This window comes from Modestobacter excelsi (genome assembly GCF_005930495.1).
Taxonomy (GTDB): Bacteria; Actinomycetota; Actinomycetes; order Mycobacteriales; family Geodermatophilaceae; genus Modestobacter; species Modestobacter excelsi.
This window is the reverse complement of the sequence record NZ_SJEX01000041.1, coordinates 26,842-42,969: the sequence shown is the minus strand read 5'-3', so window position 1 is coordinate 42,969 and position 16,128 is coordinate 26,842. Positions and strand designations below refer to the sequence as shown.

The window sequence follows — 16,128 nt, the reverse complement described above, 5'->3', positions numbered from 1 at the left end:
CACCTGGCCAGCCCTTCGACCCGGATGCCTGGGGTCCGCCTGCTGCGGGGGTGTTCCGGCGCCGGTCGCGGTTGACCGACGTGCTCGATGTGGCGGGGTTCGACGACGCGGACTTCGTTCGGGAGCTGGTCGCGGTGCGGGACCTGCGGGCGCAGTTGGCGGCGTATGAGGCGGCGGTGGTGGCCGAGTTCGCCGCGCGGCGCCCGCAGCGGTTCGACCTGACCGACGACGAGCCGGGGCACGGGGTGGAGGGCTACCTGCCTGATCGGGCGCCGGCGGGGGTGAGTGAGTTCTTCGCCGACGAGCTGGCGGTGGTGGCCGGCATCTCCCGTTCCGCGGCCACGGTGTTGACCGAGCGGTCGCTGGTGTTGCGCCGGGAGCTGCCCGACACCTGGGCGGCGCTGGCCGACGGGCTGATCGATGCGCCGCGGGCGCACGCCATCGTCAAGGCGTTGGGCGGTCAGTCACAGGACGCCGGCGGCCAGGTGCCTGCGGCGGTGGTCGCGGAGGTGGAGGCGCAGGCGCTGGGGTGGGCGCTGGCGGGGGAGACCCCGGTGCGGCTGGCCGAGCGCACGGCCGCGGCGCTGATCGCGGTCGATGATGCGGCGGCGGACCGGCGGCGCAGGAGGGCCGAGCAGCACGCGGATGTGACCACGCGGGCGACCGGCGACGGCATGGGTCAGCTGATCGCGGACCTGCCGATGCCGGTCGCGGCGGCCTGCCGGGAGGCCGTGGACTCCTACGCGCGGATGGCCAAGGCCGACGGCGATGAACGCCCGATCGGGCAGCTGCGGGCGCTGGTGATGGCCGATCTGATCCTGCGGCCGTGGGACACGTCCCGGGAGCCGGTGACCGCGCACCTGCAGCTCTTCGCCCCACTGCCGACCCTGCGCCCGCACGCCACCGGCCGCACCGAGGTGTCCACTGATGCACCGACCGACCGCGACACCGCGACGGTGGACGGGGCGCCGATCACCGCCGGGCAGCTGCGGGAGCTGCTGGAGCAGCTGGACGCGCTGTGCCCGGGCGGGCTGCAGGCACCGGCCGGCGGGACCTTGGGCATCTCGCTGACCGACCCCGAGACGGGGGCGTTGCGGGCGACGGTGACCCGTGGTGAGTTGGAGCGGCTGGTCCGGCGCGGCTGCCCCCGGCACGGGCAGTCGGCCGAGTGCGGGTGTGGGGTGCTGGACCGGCCGCCGCCGGTCGGCCGCTACCGGCCCACCCCTGGCCAGCGTCGGTACGTGCAGGCCCGGGACCGCGGCTGCCGGCATCCGGGCTGCCGGCGGCCGGCGCGGTGGACCGACGCCGACCACGTGCACGCCTACGCCGAGGGTGGGGCCACCGCGTGCGGGAACCTGTGCTCGCTGTGCCGCCGGCATCACCGGCTGAAGACCCACGCTCCGGGCTGGCGGTTCACCATGACCGACGACGGGGTCCTGTCCGTGACCACCCCCTCCGGGGTCACCCGCACCACCCGACCCCCGGGTTCGGCCTCCGTGCAGGGGCCCGCCGCGAGCTCGCGAGCGGTGGGGGGCACGGGGGTCCTTGATCCACCGCCGTTCTGACGTCCGGCAATGGACGCCGTCCACCCGGGGCGGTCACGGCAGGCCGGGGAGCTGCCGATGAGCGGGTCGTGATCCGTCATCACCTCGGTGCGAGCTCGCCGCGGAGCCCCCAGTGGTTCGACGCGGCCCATCAGGCCGACATCCTCGCCGCCTACGACACGCTCGTGGCCGCCGGGCGGCACGACCGCACCCACGCGGGCCCCCGGCCGGAACGGGTGCGCGAGCTCGGTCTGCTGGCCGCGGCCAGCGCGATGCCGGCCCGGGCCGCGCTGCTGCGCTGGGGTGCGCTGCCGGCGCAGGTCCGCAGCGACCTGCTGACCGGCTGGTACGGCAGCGAGTGGCGCCGGAGCGCCGCGGCCTGAGCCGCCGGGCGCCGCCGCGGGTCAGGGCCGGGGGACGTTCCGCAGGTTGGCGCGGGCCAGGTCGATCATCTTCCCGACCCCGCCACCGAGCACCATCTTCGTCGCCGTGGTCGCGAACCCGCGGATCTGCTGCCCGGTGATCGCCGGCGGGATGGACAGCGCGTTGGCGTCGGTCACGAACTCCATCAGCACCGGCCCCGGCCGCGCCAGCCCCTCCGCCAGCGTCGACCGGACGTCGGCCGGGTCCTCGACCCGCATCGACGGGATCCCGACGCCGGCGGCGATGGCCGCGAAGTCCGTGGGCTCGTGGTCGGTCTCGAAGTCCGGGATGCCGTCGACCATCATCTCCAGCTTGACCATCCCGAGCGACGCGTTGTTGAACAGCACGATCTTCACCGGCAACCGGTGCAGCCGGACCGTGATCAGCTCACCGAGCAGCATCGCCAGCCCGCCGTCGCCGCTCATCGAGACGACCTGGCGGCCCCGGTCGGCGAACTGCGCGCCGACCGCGTGCGGCAGCGCATTGGCCATCGAGCCGTGCCGGAAGGAGCCGATCACCCGCCGGCGGCCGTTGGGGGTCAGGTAGCGCGCCGCCCACACGTTGCACATCCCGGTGTCCACGGTGAACACGGCGTCGTCGGCGGCGAGCTCGTCGAGCTGCGCGGCGACGTACTCGGGGTGGATCGGCCGCATCTTCTCCACCCGCCGGGTGTAGGCGTCGACGACCTTCTCCAGCGCGTGCGCGTGGTCCCGCAGCATCGCGTCCAGGAAGGTGCGGTCGGTCTTGCGCTCCAGCAGCGGCAGCAGCGCCCGGATCGTCTCGCCGACGTCGCCGTGCACGGCGACCTCGAGCGGGGTCCGCCGCCCGAGGTGCGAGGCGTCCGCGTCCACCTGCGCGGTCCGCTGCTGCGGCAGGAAGTTCGTGTACGGGAAGTCGGTGCCCAGCAGGAGCAGCAGGTCGGCCTCGTGCGTCGCCTTGTGCGCCGCGCCGTACCCGAGCAGGCCGTTCATCCCGACGTCGTAGGGGTTGTCGTGCTGGATGACCTCCTTGCCGCCGAGGGCGTGCCCGACCGGGGACAGCACCGTGCCGGCGAGCTCCATCACCTCGTCGTGCGCGCCTGCGCACCCCGCGCCGCAGAACAGCGTCACGGTGCGCGCGGCGTTGACCGCGTCGGCGAGGGCCCGGACCTGCTCGGCGGCGGGCCGCACCGGCGAGGGTGCGGAGACCGTCGCGGTGGGCACGGTCGGCCCACCGGACTCCTCCGCGGCGAGGTCACCGGGCAGCACGACGACCGAGACGCCGCGCTTGCCGACCGCCGTCTGGATGGCGACCCGCACGTTGTGCGGCATCTGCTTCGGCGTGACCACCTCGCACCAGTACGAGCAGTCCTGGAAGGTGCGCTCGGGGTGGGTCTCCTGGAAGAAGGCCATCCCGATCTCCTGGGACTGGATGTGCGAGGCGATCGCCAGCACCGGCGCGCCACTGCGGTGTGCGTCGTACAGCCCCTGGAGCAGGTGGGTGTTGCCCGGCCCGCAGGAGCCGGCGCAGACCGCCAGGCGGCCGGTCACCTGCGCCTCGGCCGCCGCGGCGAAGGCACCGCCCTCCTCGTTGCTGACGTGCACCCACTCGATGCCGTCGGTGTGCCGGACGGCGTCCACGACGGGGTTCAGGCTGTCGCCGACGACGCCGTAGATCCGCTCGACGCCGGCGTCGCGCAGCATCTGGACGAGCTGGGCGGCAACGGTGGGGTTCGCCATGGGTGCTCCTCAGGAAGTGGTGGACCAGCGGTCAGTCGTCGTCCCAGACCTCGCCGCACGCCGCGCAGCGACCCGAGGGCAGCCGCTCGGTCAGCCGCCCGCAGGCGGGGCAGACCTGGTCGAGCCAGCAGGCCGGGTCACCGCCCTCCGGCTCCGACGGCGCGGGCTCGTCCGGGTCCACCGCTCAGCCCTCCTCGGGCGGGGCGAACCGGGCGAGCGCGTCGACCGACGGGCAGGTGTAGTAGGCGCCGGTCAGCGGGGTGAGGAAGCCGGTGAGCCCGTCGCGGATGCCGTCGGTGGCGCCGGCCATCCGGCGCAGCATCTCCGACAGCCGCCACTGGTCGCGGGCGAAGCCGACGAACGCCGTCCCGTGGTCGGTCACCCCGCCGTAGGCGACGTTGCGCCGGAAGATCTGCTTCTCCTCGCCGTCGACCTCGACGGTGGTGCGGGCGACGTGCGCGCTGGGGAGCATCACGTCCTCGGGCAGCTCCACGCTGTCGGGCTTGGTGCGCCCCATGGACATCTCCTGGCCGACCATGCCCAGCGACTCCCAGGCGGCGCTGTCGTGCCGCCACACCTGGTACAGCACGATGCTCGCCCCGGCACCGGGCTCGCCGGCGGGGACCGACGCCACCTCGGCCGCGGTGAGCAGCGAGGGGTTCTCGGTGCCGTCGATGAAGCCGGTCAGGTCCCGGTCGTGCCGGTACAGCCAGCCGGTGACCTCCCGGCCCACCGTGGCCACGTCCTGCAGCGCGGCCAGCACCTCGCGGGCGTTGTCGAACACCGCCGTCCGGTCGCCCCCGGCGACCCACACCCAGGCGTCGTGCTGGGTGGCGGGCATCCGGTACCCGCCGGCGCCCCGCAGGTCCTCGGTCCAGCCCGCCGCGTCCGCCGGCGCGTCCGCCGGGGCCACGGAGGCCCACAGCTCGGGCCGGAAGCCGACGACGAGGTTCACCCCGCCGGTGGAGGACAGCGGACCGGTGAGCCCGGCCACCCCGCGGACCAGTTCCTCCGCGGTGCGGCCGGGCTCCAGGTCGAGCTCGAGGTAGCAGTGCTCAGGGGTGCCGAGGGCGAGGATGCCCGGCTGCGTCGTCACGGGGACACCCTGCCTGACCGGCCCCGATGTGCGTCAGTCGGTCGGCGGCTCGTCCTTGCCGGCCTCCTCGAGTGCGTCGGCCTCCTCCTTCGTCGTGTGCACCGCCTTGTCGGCGTGCTCCGGGGGCCCGTAGACGGTGTAGAGCACCAGCGGGTTCACACCGGTGTTGAGGAAGTTGTGCTTCTTGCCTGCCGGGACGACGACCAGGTCGCCCTGCGCGACGTTCTTCTCCTGCCCGCCGACCTTGGCCTTCCCGGTGCCGCTGACGAAGGTCAGGATCTGGTCGACCTCGTGCACCTCCTCGCCGATCTCGCCGCCCACCGGGATCGTCATGATCACCAGCTGGGTGTGCTCACCGGTCCAGAGCACCCGACGGAAGTCGGCGCTCTCCTCGGCGACGGTGGCGATGGTGAAGTGCTCCATGTCGGCCGTTCCTCTCGATCGCTCGTCCTGCTGCCGGCGCGTGCCGGCTCATGATCAGTCAAGAGCAGAGCGGCCCCGTGCGCGATCCGAGACCCCTGGTCGGCAGCCGGGCGGCACGCGGGAGCGGACCGCCGAGCAGAGGACGACAGAGGAGCACCCCGTGCGCAGGGAGAACGCAGACCCTCGAGACGGTGTCGGAAACCCTGTCCGGCGACGTGGACGACGACACGGCGGGGTACTCGCCCGCGAGCTGCCCGCGGGCGCGACCGCCGACGGTGACGGGCTCGGCGACGCCTCCGACACCGACGGCGAGCTGCTGGACGACGAGGTCGGCGACGAGCGCGCCGGGCGGCTGTCGGACTCCGAGGGCGGCGGGCTCCCCGACACCGACGGGGAGCTCTACGCCGAGGACGAGGGCATCGACGGCGCCGGCGCCTCGGCCGAGGAGGCCGCGGTCCACGTCGTCCGGGGCTGGACCGCGTCGGCCTGCCCGTCGGGGTGCGGGCGCGGAACGCGGCGACGCGCCCGGCCGTTCGTCGGGGCAGTAGGGGAGGCTGTGGCCGGACCGGGCACCCCGGGCCGGCACACGGGCCGCGCGCGAGCGCGGCAGACGCAGGAGGACGGCGATGACGGAGCAGGCCCGGGACGCGGTGGTCGCCGCGGAGCTCGACGAGGCAGCGGTCGAGCCGGTCGACGACGCGGACATCTCGACGCGCGCGTCGGTCGAGGGCGGTGTGGTCGTCGGGCACGACGGCTCCGGCTGCGCGCAGGAGGCCCTCGAGTGGGCCGCCGCGCTCGCCGAGCGCGCGCACTGGCCGCTGCACGTGGTGCGGGCGTGGCGGATCGCCACCGCACCGCAGCCGCCGACCTGGGAGCCGGGCTACGTGCCGCCGATCACCGACTACGAGAAGGCCGTGCTGGCCGACCTGGAGTCCGACGTCGCCGCGGTGCTCGGCGTCGAGCGGGCCGCCCGGGCCACCTGCCACGTGGTGCACGCCCAGCCGGTGCGCGCGCTGATCGAGGCGGCGGAGGGCGCCGACGTCCTGGTCGTCGGCGCCCGCGGGCGGGGTGGCTTCGCCGGCCTGCTGCTCGGCTCGGTCAGCGACCAGGTCACCCACCACGCCCCGTGCCCGGTCACCGTGGTCCGCAGCGACCGCAGGGACTGAGCGTGCAGCACGTCGCCCCGGAGTTCCTGAGGACGCACACCCGGCTCGCCCGGCCGACCCTCGTCCCCGAGGTGCAGCTGCACGTCGCCGACGACGTCGTCGGGCTGTGGGAGGCGATGGAGACCGAGGGCGGCGGCGCCGGTCAGGACCCGCCCTTCTGGGCTGCGGCCTGGCCCGGCGGGCAGGCCCTGGCCCGCTACGTGCTCGACCACCCCGGGACCGTCGCCGGCCGCCGGGTCCTGGACCTGGGGGCGGGCAGCGGGCTGGTCGCCGTCGCGGCGCTGCTGGCCGGTGCGCGCGGGGTGCTCGCCAGCGACGTGGACCCGTACTCGCACACCGCCGTGGTGCTGAACGCCGAGCTCAACGGGGTGTCGGGGATCGAGGTGGTGGGGGACGTGCTGGCCGACGAGCTCCCCGACGTCGACGTCGTGCTGGCCGGTGACGTCTGCTACGACCGCGAGATGACCGCCCGGGTGCTGCCGTTCCTGGGCGCGGCCTGGCTGGGCGGGGCCGACGTGTTCCTCGGCGACCCGGGGCGCGCCTACGTGCCGAACGAGGGCCTGGTCGAGCAGGCCGCCTACGACGTCGTCGATGCCGACGGCGGGCCGGTCCGGCGGACGACGGTGTGGCGGCTGCCTTGACGGGAGTGGGGCACCACCCGTCACATCAGCCCCAGGAGGCATCCCACACCTCGCAAGAAAAGGCAAGGCGTGTCAGATCACGATGAAATACGGCCTCGACGATTGTCACGACCGGGTAACGGCATCTACGTTGGGGAAGTCCGGTCGGACGTCAGGTCCCCACCCGGGGAGCCCGAGCCGGATGCCGCCGAGTCGCTCATCGCAGCGAGCCGGGGACCCACCGCAGCACTGGGGTGAATCCTGACCTGGGCATCTGCCCGGGTCGGGTAGGGCTTCTTCCCGCCCGAACCCGTCAGCTAACTCGGTAGGCGGCCACGGAAGACCACCGGAGTCCCCCTCTTCATGTCCCGTCGCTCCACCGCGCACACATCTGTCCAGCAGTCGCTCCCCACCGAGGTGCTCACCGAGGTCGGCGCCGACGGCGTCGACCAGCCGGTCACCGCGGAGCTGTCCGCCCCCCAGGGCGCAGGCCGCCGCCGACCCCCGGCCGGGCTGCGCCGCCCCGCGTTCCTCCTCGCCGTCGCCGTCGCCGGCGGTGTCATGGTCAACGTCCTCGCCTCCGGCCAGCCCGATGCGGCAGCCGTGGCCGGCGCCGACCAGCCGATCAGCGTGGCCGCCCAGCTGCAGGAGAGCTCGCAGGACTCCGCCGCCGGCACCGCGGTCACCACCGGGGACGTCAGCGAGCGCCTGGGTGAGCTGGCCGCCAGCCGCAGCGAGCGGGAGGCGCAGCAGAACGCTGCCGCGCAGTCCCAGGCCGCCGCCGACCAGGCCGCGATCGAGGCCAAGGCCGCCGCCGAGGCCAAGGCCGCCGCCGAGGCCCAGGCCGCGGCCGAGGCGAAGGCCGCCGCCGAGGCCCAGGCCGCCGCCGAGGCGAAGGCCGCCGCGGACGCCAAGGCCGCCGCCGACGCCGCGGCCGCCGAGCAGGCCGCCGCCGCGAAGGCAGCCGCTGCCAAGTCCGCGCCGGCCACCCGGGCCCCGGCCGCCAGCTCCAGCTCGAGCTCCGGCTCGCGTGGGTCCTACCAGGACTACGCGCTGGCCCAGCTCGGCGGGGACTCCAGCGAGTTCTCCTGCCTGGAGAGCCTGTGGGGCAAGGAGAGCGGCTGGAACCCCAACGCGCAGAACAAGACCAGCACCGCCTACGGCATCCCGCAGTTCCTCGACTCCACCTGGGCGAGCACCGGGATCGCGAAGACCTCGGACGGCTACCGCCAGATCGACGCCGGGCTGATCTACATCGACTCGCGGTACGGCTCGCCGTGCGGCGCGTGGTCGCACTCGAAGTCCACCGGCTGGTACTGAGCCGACCGGAGCTCCACCGCACCTCCACCGCACCTCCACCGGGGGCCCGGGTCCTGCGGGACCCGGGCCCCCGGTGCGTCCGGCGGCGCCGACACGGGGCTCCTGGAGACACCTCCCGCTGACGCGCCACCAGGCGTCGGGCAATATCTCCTGGTGGACAACCCAGACGAGGAGCGCTGACCCGTGGGCAGACACCGCGCACCCGAGGGCGGCACGACGGACTTCGACGCCGCCACCAGCGCCCTGGCCGACGTGACCGGCGACTACGACGTCGACGTCGCGCACACCCGTATCGGCATCCGCGCCCGGCACGCGATGGTGACCACCGTCCGCGGTGCGTTCACCCGGTTCAGCGGCACCGCCCACCTGGACACGGCCGAGCCGTCGGCCAGCAGCGTGACGCTGCGGATCGCCACCGCCAGCATCGACACCGGCACGCCGGACCGCGACGGCCACCTGCGCTCGCCGGACTTCCTGGACGTCGAACGGTACCCGGAGATGCTGTTCACCTCCACCGCCGTCGAGCAGGTCGACGACGACGTCTACCGGGTCACCGGCGACCTCACCATCAAGGACATGACCCGCCCGGTCGCGGTCGACTTCACGCTGACCGGCTCCGCGCTCGACCCGTTCGGCAACACCCGGGTCGGCTTCGAGGGGGCGCTGGCGATCAAGCGCAGCGACTGGGACCTGACCTGGAACGCGGTGCTGGACACCGGCGGCGTGCTGGTCAGCGACCGCATCCAGGTGGAGTTCGACGTCTCGGCGATCAAGGTGCCCTGACCCGGCGCCGATGAGTTCCCCGCGCTGACCGGGTCTGCACTGCGGACCCCGTCGCCGCAGGAGGCTGGCATGTCGCACCTGTCCCGGTTCGTGACCGTCTGGTCGATGCTGCAGGCGCGGGTGCGGGACGGCCGGCTCCCGGGCTTCGCCGCCGCCGTGCGGTTCCGCGGTGCGGTCGAGGTGCACACCGGCGGCTGCCTGACCCTGGGCGGCTCCGACCCGGTCCGGCCGGACTCGCTGTTCCGGCTGGCGTCGGTGTCCAAGCCGGTCGCCGGTGCGCTGACGCTGGCGCTGGTCGAGGACGGGGTGCTCGGCCTCGACGACCCGGTGGCCCGGTGGCTGCCCGAGCTGGCCGAGCCGCGGGTGCTGCGCAGCAGGAGCGGCGCCCTCGACGACACCGTCCCCGCCGAGCGCCCGATCACGGTGCGGCACCTGCTCAGCAGCACACCCGGGTTCGGCGGCGTCTGGGACGACTCGCCGATCGCGCAGGCCATCGGCGCGGCCGGGATCGGCCCGGGCCCGCTGCCGCCGCAGCTCGGTCACGACGAGTTCGCCCGCCGGCTCGGCGAGCTCCCGCTGGTCGCCCAGCCCGGCACCAGCTGGCTCTACCACACCAGCGCCGACGCGCTGTCCGTGCTGCTGGCCCGGGCCACCGGCCGGCCGCTGCACGAGCTGCTCGAGACCCGGGTCACCGGCCCGCTCGGCCTGCGGTCGACCGGCTTCTGGGCTCGCGACCCCGCCCGGCTGGGCGCGGCCTACCTGCTGGTCGACGGCGGGTTCGGGCTGCTGGACCCCGCCGACGGGTCGGCCGCCCGGCCGCCGCTGTTCGAGGGGCTGGCCGGCGGGCTGGTGTCCACCGCACCCGACGTGCTCGCCTTCTTCTGCGCGCTGGCCGACGGCGGCGGACCGGTGCTCGGCGCGGCCTCGGTGGCGGCCATGACCACCGACACGCTGACCGGCGCGCAACGCCGGGAGGTCGCCGACTTCCTCGGCCCTGGGCGGTCCTGGGGCATGCAGGTCGGCGTCCAGGTCGAGCCGGCCGCGCCGTGGGACCAGCCCGGCCGCTGGGGGTGGGACGGCGGCACCGGCACCACCGCGTACGTCGACCCCGGGCGGGACCTGGTGGCCGTGCTGCTCACCCAGCGCGGCACCGCCCCGGGGGACGCGTTCCTCCCCGACTTCTGGCGGGCGCTGTACCGCTGCGTGTGAGGCCCAGCAGCTCAGCCCCGGCGCAGCCGGCCCAGCAGCTCAGCCCCGGCGCAGCCGGCCCAGCAGCCCGCCGGTGGTACCCAGCGTCCGGGCGGCCAGCTGCAGGATGGGCCCACCGGGGATGCCCGGCGCCGACTGCACGATCGGAGCGAGCTGCATCAGCCCGGTCAGCTCGTGCACCCGCAGCCGGCGGCGGGCCAGTGCGACGACGGGGTTGACCCGGCCCGAGGCGGCGTCCAGCAGCAGGTCGGCCGGCGCCTCCACGGCGGTGCCCGGCACCTCCCCGGCGGCCAGCCGGCGCACGGTCCAGCCGGAGGCGTCGGCGGCGGCGAAGGCCCAGCCGCCGTCCGGGGTGGCGAGGGCGGCGCCGGCCGTGATGCCCTGAGCTGCGGCCAGCGCCCCGGTGACGTCGGCGAGCGCGGCGATCCCCGACTGCAGCACCGGCGCGGGCGGGGGTGGTGCGCCGGCGGAGACCAGGTCCAGCCCGTGCACGGCGAGCTCGTAGGCCTGCCCGAGCACCACGCTGAGCATCGGCAACCGCCCCACGGTGGACACGGTCGGTGCGGTGTCCAGCTCCACCGGCTCGTCGGTCAGGTAGCGCTCGGTCGCCTCCCGCGCGGCCCGCAGCGCGGCGAGCACGGCGGCCCGGTCGGCGTCCCGGTGGGCGGCGGCGACCCGGGCGTTGGACGCGTCCGGGTCGGCGGGCTCCCCGGTCCCGCCCGCGCGGGCGGCGGCGACCAGGCCGGCCAGCGCCGCGCGGTCCGGCCAGGCGCCCAGGTGCACGCAGACCTCGTGCGCCCGCCAGCCGGGCAGCCGGGTCGCCCGCCCCAGGTCGACGGCGGCCGCCTGGTCCAGGAAGGCGTCCCAGGCCCCCAGGACCAGCTCGCCCACCACCTCGCGCCCGGCGTCGGCCATGCCGTGGTCGATCGTCACCGGGCACCCCTACCCGGGGCGGCGGCGGCCAGGCACCGGATCAGGGAGACCCCTGCAACAGCAGGGTGCCGTCCGCGTCGAGCAGCTGGACCTCGGCGATCTCGTCGACCGGGAGATCGGTGCTGCCGGCCACCTGCGCCTCGCGGCCGGGCAGCGCCTGCCACCGGGCGACGCTCTGGGTGCCGGCGTCCGCCGTCCCCACGACGACCAGCTGGTAGGCCACCGGGTCGTACGGTCCGGGCGGCGCGGCGGTGTCGTACCGGCACCTCATCGTGATCCGGGTGCCCCAGGCCACGTCCTCCAGCCGCAGCTCGGCGGTCACCGGCGCGTTCCCGACCATCGCCACCGCCACCCCGGCCGGGTCGGGGGTGCTGGTCCGGTCGACCACCGCCGCCGTCCCGGCGACCAGCACGGCGGACGCCGCGACGGCCCCGGCGGCACCCAGGACGCGGCGCCGGGCCCGGTGCCGGCGCACCTGGGTCAGCAGCCCCGGCAGCAGGGGGTCCGGCGGCTGCTCGGGGGGCTCCGGGGCGGTCGGCAGCGCGGGCAGCCGGGCGAGCAGGCCGGGCAGCGCCGCGAGCTCGGCGACCGACGCCGTGCACCGGGCGCAGGTTTGCAGGTGCTCCTCGTAGGCGCTCCGGTCCTCGTGGCCGAGCGCGGCCAGCACGTACGCGGCGTCCTCGTGCTCGAAGGGGTCCGGTGTCGAGGTCACGCCGTCACCCCCATCTCCTGCAGTGCCAGGCGCAGGGCGCGCAGCGCGTAGTGCGCCCGCGACTTGACCGTGCCCTCCGGGACGCCGAGCACCCGCGCCGCCTCCGCGGTCGTGCGGCCCTGGACGTAGCACTGCTCGAGCACCGCCCGGTGGTCCGGGCTGAGCCGGGTCAGGGCGTCCCCGACGATCCAGGTGTCGAGCACCGCGTCGGTCCGGTCGTCCTCCGCCGCCTGCACGCCGAGCTCCAGCGGGACGTCCCGGTCGCTGCGGTGCCGCCGCCACTCGTCGACCACGATGTGCCGGGCGGCGGTGCACAACCAGGGCCGCACCGGGCCACGGGCGCCGTCGAGCACCTCGGGGTGGCGCCAGGCGCGCAGCATCGTCTCCTGGACGACGTCCTGCGCCCGGACCCGGTCGCCGTCCACGAGCGGGACGACGAAGGACCACAGCGCGGCCGCGTGCTCCGAGTACAGCGCCGTCACCAGCGCCTCGTCGTGACCCCTCATGCCCGCCCTCCGCCGCTCACCGCGCAGTGTGCGGTGATCCGGCTCGCCGGTGGGCCGACCGCGGCACGGCGTCCGGCCGTCCCCTCCGGTCCCGGGCCGAGACCGCGGCCAGGGCCAGCAGGACGACGGTGGCCGCCCCCTCGAGGACGAGGGACAGCCGCGCGTCCGTGGCGGCGAGGGACTCCCGGAAGCCGAACAGCGCGACCCTGGTGCTGAGCAGCAGCCCACCCGCGTGCCCGCCGCCAGCGCGGCGCCGGCCAGCGCCACCAGGCCGAGGTGCCGGCGGGGCGTCAGCAGCAGCGCGACGGCGAGCAACGCGGCGAGGGCCGTGTCGAGGAGGAACAGCGGGCCGATGACGTCGATCGTCCGGTACCCGTCGAGCCAGAGCCGACCGTGCACGACCGCCACGGCGGCCAGCAGCACGGCCCCGGCGGCGCGCAGCGTCCAGCGCAGCACGGTCACGGCTCAGGTCACCGTCAGCGTGGTGTCCATGCCCATCGCCCGGTGGTCGCCGATGGGGCAGAAGACCTCGTACTCGCCCGGCTGCACGGTCACGGTCATCGTCGTGGACCTCCCGCCCTGCACCGTGTCCGACGTCTGGTCGACGCCGCCGGGCCCCGTGATCGTGAGGGAGTGGGTGGCCGAGCCGTCGTTCTGCACGGTGACCGTGTAGGTGCCGGCGGGGAGGCTGCCGCTGGACAGGGTGATCGAGAAGTCGGCCTCGGTCGCGGTGAGGGTGGTGCCGGCGGCGTCGGCCGCGCTGCTGGGCGAGCCGCCGGACGGGCTGGCCGGCGACGTGGTGGCCGCGTCCTGGTGGTCGGCGTGGCTGCCGGCGTCGCTGCTGGTGTCGCTGCTCGGGTCGCTGCCGCAGGCGGTGAGCGCGAACGCCGCCAGGGCGACGCTCAGCCCGGCGGCCAGCCGGCGGGGGGATGGACGGCGCACGGTGTCCTCCAGGGGGTGGACGGCTTCCTCCTGGTGGTACGGATCCCCGGGCCGGGTGGTTCACCGTCCGGCGGATCACCGTGCGGCGGGCCCCCCGGCGGGCGGCCAGCTGGCGAGCAGCGTGCGCAGCACGGCGACCAGGGCCAGCGGCTGGTCGAGCATCGGGTGGTGCCCGGCGTCGGGCAGCTCCACGACCGGCATCCCGCCGCGGACCAGCCCGGCCATCTCCGTGGCCATCGCCGCGGACACCAGCCCGTGCTCGCAGCGCAGCAGGGTCAGCGGGGTGCCCACGCGGGGCAGCAGGTCGCGCAGCCGCAGCCGGGTGCCGAAGAAGTCCGGGTCGAAGGCCCAGGTCCAGCCGCCGTCGACGGCGCGCAGCGACCCCCGGGCCACGTGGTCGCGGACGTAGGGCAGGACGACGTCCTGCGGGGGCAGGGTGCGGAACCGGGCGACCGCCTCCTCGGCGGTGGGGTACACCCGGTGCGGCCGGCGGCGCTCGCGCAGCCGCTGCTCGTCCGGCGGCTGGTCGTTGAGCGGGGAGTCGACGACCACGACCGAGGAGACGTCCGCGGCGTGCTCGGCGGCGACGGTGACGGCGACCCAGCCGCCCATGCTGTGCCCGACGACCACCGGCCGGTCGAGCTCGGCCGCGGCGGCGACGGCGACCACCTCGCGCGCCCACAGGTGCGGGTCGTAGGTGTCCCGCCGGTCGCTGCCCCCGTGGCCGGTGAGGTCCAGCGCCGCCACCCGGTGGCCGGTGAGCAGCGGCGCGACGTGGTCCCACCACCCGGAGTGGGCCGCGCCGCCGTGCACCAGCACCACACCGGGGGCGCCGACCGGCCCCCAGATCCGGGAGGCGATCCGGGCACCGGCGACGACGACGTCCCGGTGCTCGGGCTCGGAGGCGAGGGCGGCGGCGAACCACGACGGGATGGACATGCCCGGGATCCTGCCCGACGGGCTCAGGAGCCCTTGAGCAGCTCCTCGAAGGAGGTCGTCGGGTCGGCGAACGGGTCGGCCGGTCGGGTGCCGGCCGGCCGGCCGAGCAGGACGTCGGCGAGCTCGCCGGCGGCCCGCTCGACCCGGCCGACGAGCGCGGTGTCCCCGCCGCCGGCCCAGTCCTCGCTGGCCGCGAAGACGCCGGTGGGCACCGGCACCGCGCGCAGGTAGGCGAACAGCGGCCGCATCGCGTACTCCACGACCAGCGAGTGCCGCGCCGTCCCGGCGGTGGCGCCGAGCAGCACCGGGGTGCCGATCAGCGCGTCCTTGTCCACGACGTCGAAGAAGGTCTTGAACAGGCCGCTGTAGGACGCGGAGAACACCGGGGTCACCGCGATCACCGCGTCGGCGCCGACCACCGTGTCGATGGCGGCCTGCAGGGACTTGTTGGCGAACCCGCTGGTCAGGTGGTCGGCCAGGTCGCGGGCGTGCTCGCGGAGCTCCACCACCTCGACGGTGGCGTCGTCCCCGCGGGCGCGCAGCGCCTCGACCGTCGCGGTGGCCAGCCGGTCGGCCAGCAGCCGGGTCGAGCTGGGGTTGCTCAACCCGGCGCTGACCACGGCGATCGTCCGGGTCGTCATCGGGTCGCCGACTCGACGGTCCGGCCGGTGACGTCGTCGACCGCGTGCACGGTCGTGTCGTGCCCGCCGCCGGCGGCGGCGACCAGGGAGGCGTGCGTCGGCGCGTCCGGGACGTGCGCCGGCTTGAGCGCGGCGAACTCGCGGCGCAGGACGGGCACGACCTCCTCGCCGAGGATGTCCAGCTGCTCGAGCACGGTCTTCAGCGGCAGGCCGGCGTGGTCCATGAGGAACAGCTGGCGCTGGTAGTCACCGACGTAGTCGCGGAACCCGAGCGTGCGCTCGATGACCTGCTGCGGGCTGCCGACCGTCAGCGGCGTCTGGGAGGTGAACTCCTCCAGGGACGGGCCGTGGCCGTAGACCGGGGCGACGTCGAAGTAGGGGCGGAACTCCTCCACCGCGTCCTGGCTGTTCTTGCGCATGAACACCTGGCCGCCGAGGCCGACGATAGCCTGGTCGGCGCTGCCGTGGCCGTAGTGCTCGAAGCGGCGGCGGTAGAACTCGACCATCTGCTGGGTGTGGGACGCCGGCCAGAAGATGTGGTTGTGGAAGAAGCCGTCACCGTAGTAGGCGGCCTGCTCGGCGATCTGCGGGCTGCGGATCGAGCCGTGCCAGACGAACGGCGGGACGCCGTCGAGCGGGCGGGGCGTGGAGGTGAAGCCCTGCAGCGGGGTCCGGAACTGGCCGGACCAGTCCACGACGTCCTCGCGCCACAGCCGGCGCAGCAGCTGGTAGTTCTCCACGGCCAGCGGGATGCCGTCGCGGATGTCCTTGCCGAACCACGGGTAGACCGGACCGGTGTTGCCGCGGCCCATCATCAGGTCCACGCGGCCGTCGGCCACGTGCTGCAGCGTGGCGAAGTCCTCGGCGATCTTCACCGGGTCGGTGGTGGTGATCAGCGTCGTGGACGTCGACAGCACGAGCTTCTCGGTCCTGGCGGCGATGTAGCCCAGCGTCGTGGTGGGGGAGGAGACGACGAACGGCGGGTTGTGGTGCTGGCCCTGCGCGAAGACGTCGAGCCCGACCTCCTCGGCCTTGAGCGCGATCGTGACCAGCGACTTCAGCCGCTCCGCCTCGGTCGGGGTGCGACCGGTCGTCGGGTCGGGCGTGACGTCGCCGACGGTGAAGATCCCGAACTGCATCTCGTGCTCCCTCT

Annotated in this window: 18 protein-coding genes, 1 pseudogene and 1 riboswitch; of the genes and pseudogenes, 8 read left to right on the top strand and 11 right to left on the bottom strand. The window is 75.1% G+C overall.

Annotated features, from left to right (window positions below):
• Positions 1-1,565 (top strand): HNH endonuclease signature motif containing protein (locus FHL80_RS14380; protein WP_216870732.1); only part of this gene is annotated, 1,565 nt, incomplete at its 5' end.
• 68 nt (positions 1,566-1,633) lie between these two features.
• On the top strand, positions 1,634-1,927 hold the full coding sequence (locus FHL80_RS14375) for a hypothetical protein (RefSeq protein ID WP_138734076.1): 294 nt from the start codon (positions 1,634-1,636) through the stop codon (positions 1,925-1,927).
• A gap of 21 nt (positions 1,928-1,948) precedes the next feature.
• On the opposite strand, the gene FHL80_RS14370 is transcribed toward FHL80_RS14375, so the two are convergent.
• The 4 genes from FHL80_RS14370 to FHL80_RS14360 are packed head-to-tail and all read right to left on the bottom strand — an operon-like array spanning position 1,949 to position 5,204.
• Positions 1,949-3,685, bottom strand: a complete 1,737-nt coding sequence (locus FHL80_RS14370; protein WP_138734075.1) for a pyruvate dehydrogenase — start codon at positions 3,683-3,685, stop codon at positions 1,949-1,951.
• A 31-nt stretch (positions 3,686-3,716) separates the two neighbouring features.
• On the bottom strand, positions 3,717-3,866 hold the full coding sequence (locus tag FHL80_RS25575; RefSeq protein WP_216870731.1) for a transposase: 150 nt from the start codon (positions 3,864-3,866) through the stop codon (positions 3,717-3,719).
• A 3-nt stretch (positions 3,867-3,869) separates the two neighbouring features.
• The gene (locus FHL80_RS14365; RefSeq protein ID WP_138734074.1) at positions 3,870-4,781 is read right to left on the bottom strand and encodes a Dyp-type peroxidase; all 912 of its coding nucleotides are present in this window, start codon (positions 4,779-4,781) and stop codon (positions 3,870-3,872) included.
• 33 nt (positions 4,782-4,814) lie between these two features.
• A complete protein-coding gene (locus tag FHL80_RS14360; RefSeq protein ID WP_138734073.1) occupies positions 4,815-5,204 on the bottom strand; it encodes a cupin domain-containing protein in 390 nt (129 codons plus the stop codon).
• Here FHL80_RS14360 and FHL80_RS26920 point away from each other — a divergent pair.
• From FHL80_RS26920 to FHL80_RS14335, 6 genes and pseudogenes are all read left to right on the top strand, one after another.
• Positions 5,113-5,610, top strand: a pseudogene (locus tag FHL80_RS26920) (hypothetical protein); the annotation flags it as partial. The gene FHL80_RS14360 and the pseudogene FHL80_RS26920 sit on opposite strands and share 92 nt — an antisense overlap.
• Positions 5,611-5,830: 220 nt before the next feature.
• Entirely contained in the window at positions 5,831-6,370 is a 540-nt protein-coding gene (locus FHL80_RS14355; protein ID WP_138734072.1) for a universal stress protein, read from the top strand.
• 2 nt (positions 6,371-6,372) lie between these two features.
• Entirely contained in the window at positions 6,373-7,011 is a 639-nt protein-coding gene (locus FHL80_RS14350) for a class I SAM-dependent methyltransferase (RefSeq protein WP_138734071.1), read from the top strand.
• 175 nt (positions 7,012-7,186) lie between these two features.
• A riboswitch (cyclic di-AMP (ydaO/yuaA leader) is annotated at positions 7,187-7,337 on the top strand.
• Between the two features lie 16 nt (positions 7,338-7,353).
• A complete protein-coding gene (locus FHL80_RS14345) occupies positions 7,354-8,310 on the top strand; it encodes an aggregation-promoting factor C-terminal-like domain-containing protein (RefSeq protein ID WP_246078682.1) in 957 nt (318 codons plus the stop codon).
• 183 nt (positions 8,311-8,493) lie between these two features.
• On the top strand, positions 8,494-9,093 hold the full coding sequence (locus tag FHL80_RS14340; protein ID WP_138734070.1) for a YceI family protein: 600 nt from the start codon (positions 8,494-8,496) through the stop codon (positions 9,091-9,093).
• Positions 9,094-9,162: 69 nt separating this feature from the next.
• On the top strand, positions 9,163-10,302 hold the full coding sequence (locus tag FHL80_RS14335) for a serine hydrolase domain-containing protein (RefSeq protein ID WP_138734069.1): 1,140 nt from the start codon (positions 9,163-9,165) through the stop codon (positions 10,300-10,302).
• 39 nt (positions 10,303-10,341) lie between these two features.
• Here FHL80_RS14335 and FHL80_RS14330 read toward each other — a convergent pair whose 3' ends face one another.
• The 7 genes from FHL80_RS14330 to FHL80_RS14300 form a co-directional block, all read right to left on the bottom strand.
• A complete protein-coding gene (locus FHL80_RS14330; protein ID WP_246078681.1) occupies positions 10,342-11,235 on the bottom strand; it encodes a maleylpyruvate isomerase family mycothiol-dependent enzyme in 894 nt (297 codons plus the stop codon).
• Positions 11,236-11,275: 40 nt separating this feature from the next.
• On the bottom strand, positions 11,276-11,947 hold the full coding sequence (locus tag FHL80_RS14325) for an anti-sigma factor family protein (RefSeq protein ID WP_138734068.1): 672 nt from the start codon (positions 11,945-11,947) through the stop codon (positions 11,276-11,278).
• Entirely contained in the window at positions 11,944-12,453 is a 510-nt protein-coding gene (locus FHL80_RS14320) for a sigma-70 family RNA polymerase sigma factor (protein WP_138734067.1), read from the bottom strand. The genes FHL80_RS14325 and FHL80_RS14320 overlap by 4 nt, the downstream gene beginning before the upstream one ends.
• Positions 12,454-12,918: 465 nt before the next feature.
• Positions 12,919-13,395: a cupredoxin domain-containing protein gene (locus FHL80_RS14315; protein WP_216870730.1), complete on the bottom strand. Its 477-nt coding sequence runs from the start codon at positions 13,393-13,395 to the stop codon at positions 12,919-12,921.
• 75 nt (positions 13,396-13,470) lie between these two features.
• Entirely contained in the window at positions 13,471-14,334 is an 864-nt protein-coding gene (locus FHL80_RS14310; RefSeq protein ID WP_138734065.1) for an alpha/beta fold hydrolase, read from the bottom strand.
• Positions 14,335-14,357: 23 nt separating this feature from the next.
• A complete protein-coding gene (locus tag FHL80_RS14305; protein ID WP_138734064.1) occupies positions 14,358-14,975 on the bottom strand; it encodes an FMN reductase in 618 nt (205 codons plus the stop codon).
• Entirely contained in the window at positions 14,972-16,114 is a 1,143-nt protein-coding gene (locus tag FHL80_RS14300; protein ID WP_138734063.1) for an LLM class flavin-dependent oxidoreductase, read from the bottom strand. The genes FHL80_RS14305 and FHL80_RS14300 overlap by 4 nt, the downstream gene beginning before the upstream one ends.
• Positions 16,115-16,128 lie beyond the last annotated feature (14 nt).

Excerpts from the sequence above, each read along its gene's own strand:
- FHL80_RS14370 (WP_138734075.1), bottom strand. The coding sequence starts at position 3,685 with ATGGCGAACCCCACCGTTGCCGCCCAGCTCGTCCAGATGCTGCGCGAC.
- FHL80_RS14360 (WP_138734073.1), bottom strand. The coding sequence starts at position 5,204 with ATGGAGCACTTCACCATCGCCACCGTCGCCGAGGAGAGCGCCGACTTC.
- FHL80_RS14355 (WP_138734072.1), top strand. The coding sequence starts at position 5,831 with ATGACGGAGCAGGCCCGGGACGCGGTGGTCGCCGCGGAGCTCGACGAG.
- FHL80_RS14345 (WP_246078682.1), top strand. The coding sequence starts at position 7,354 with ATGTCCCGTCGCTCCACCGCGCACACATCTGTCCAGCAGTCGCTCCCC.
- FHL80_RS14335 (WP_138734069.1), top strand. The coding sequence starts at position 9,163 with ATGTCGCACCTGTCCCGGTTCGTGACCGTCTGGTCGATGCTGCAGGCG.
- FHL80_RS14320 (WP_138734067.1), bottom strand. The coding sequence starts at position 12,453 with ATGAGGGGTCACGACGAGGCGCTGGTGACGGCGCTGTACTCGGAGCAC.
- FHL80_RS14310 (WP_138734065.1), bottom strand. The coding sequence starts at position 14,334 with ATGTCCATCCCGTCGTGGTTCGCCGCCGCCCTCGCCTCCGAGCCCGAG.
- FHL80_RS14305 (WP_138734064.1), bottom strand. The coding sequence starts at position 14,975 with ATGACGACCCGGACGATCGCCGTGGTCAGCGCCGGGTTGAGCAACCCC.
- FHL80_RS14300 (WP_138734063.1), bottom strand. The coding sequence starts at position 16,114 with ATGCAGTTCGGGATCTTCACCGTCGGCGACGTCACGCCCGACCCGACG.